Genomic DNA, 1,562 nt, shown 5'->3' with positions numbered 1-1,562 from the left:
CAAAATCTTAAATTGAAGAGTTTGATCATGGCTCAGATTGAACGCTGGCGGCAGGCCTAACACATGCAAGTCGAGCGGAAACGAGTTATCTGAACCTTCGGGGAACGATAACGGCGTCGAGCGGCGGACGGGTGAGTAATGCCTAGGAAATTGCCCTGATGTGGGGGATAACCATTGGAAACGATGGCTAATACCGCATGATGCCTACGGGCCAAAGAGGGGGACCTTCGGGCCTCTCGCGTCAGGATATGCCTAGGTGGGATTAGCTAGTTGGTGAGGTAAGGGCTCACCAAGGCGACGATCCCTAGCTGGTCTGAGAGGATGATCAGCCACACTGGAACTGAGACACGGTCCAGACTCCTACGGGAGGCAGCAGTGGGGAATATTGCACAATGGGCGCAAGCCTGATGCAGCCATGCCGCGTGTGTGAAGAAGGCCTTCGGGTTGTAAAGCACTTTCAGTCGTGAGGAAGGTAGTGTAGTTAATAGCTGCATTATTTGACGTTAGCGACAGAAGAAGCACCGGCTAACTCCGTGCCAGCAGCCGCGGTAATACGGAGGGTGCGAGCGTTAATCGGAATTACTGGGCGTAAAGCGCATGCAGGTGGTTTGTTAAGTCAGATGTGAAAGCCCGGGGCTCAACCTCGGAATAGCATTTGAAACTGGCAGACTAGAGTACTGTAGAGGGGGGTAGAATTTCAGGTGTAGCGGTGAAATGCGTAGAGATCTGAAGGAATACCGGTGGCGAAGGCGGCCCCCTGGACAGATACTGACACTCAGATGCGAAAGCGTGGGGAGCAAACAGGATTAGATACCCTGGTAGTCCACGCCGTAAACGATGTCTACTTGGAGGTTGTGGCCTTGAGCCGTGGCTTTCGGAGCTAACGCGTTAAGTAGACCGCCTGGGGAGTACGGTCGCAAGATTAAAACTCAAATGAATTGACGGGGGCCCGCACAAGCGGTGGAGCATGTGGTTTAATTCGATGCAACGCGAAGAACCTTACCTACTCTTGACATCCAGAGAACTTTCCAGAGATGGATTGGTGCCTTCGGGAACTCTGAGACAGGTGCTGCATGGCTGTCGTCAGCTCGTGTTGTGAAATGTTGGGTTAAGTCCCGCAACGAGCGCAACCCTTATCCTTGTTTGCCAGCGAGTAATGTCGGGAACTCCAGGGAGACTGCCGGTGATAAACCGGAGGAAGGTGGGGACGACGTCAAGTCATCATGGCCCTTACGAGTAGGGCTACACACGTGCTACAATGGCGCATACAGAGGGCGGCCAACTTGCGAAAGTGAGCGAATCCCAAAAAGTGCGTCGTAGTCCGGATTGGAGTCTGCAACTCGACTCCATGAAGTCGGAATCGCTAGTAATCGTGGATCAGAATGCCACGGTGAATACGTTCCCGGGCCTTGTACACACCGCCCGTCACACCATGGGAGTGGGCTGCAAAAGAAGTAGGTAGTTTAACCTTCGGGGGGACGCTTACCACTTTGTGGTTCATGACTGGGGTGAAGTCGTAACAAGGTAGCGCTAGGGGAACCTGGCGCTGGATCACCTCCTTA

General features: G+C 53.5%; 1 rRNA gene. It reads left to right on the top strand.

Going from position 1 to position 1,562, the window contains the following annotated elements:
- Positions 1 to 9 precede the first annotated feature (9 nt).
- A 16S ribosomal RNA gene (locus tag R7070_RS24950) occupies positions 10 to 1,562 on the top strand.

Source organism: Vibrio sp. 1557 (assembly GCF_033340175.1).
In the GTDB taxonomy this organism is placed as follows: Bacteria; Pseudomonadota; Gammaproteobacteria; order Enterobacterales; family Vibrionaceae; genus Vibrio; species Vibrio alginolyticus.
Note: the sequence above shows the minus strand (reverse complement) of the source record. Positions and strands in the feature narration are given on the sequence as shown.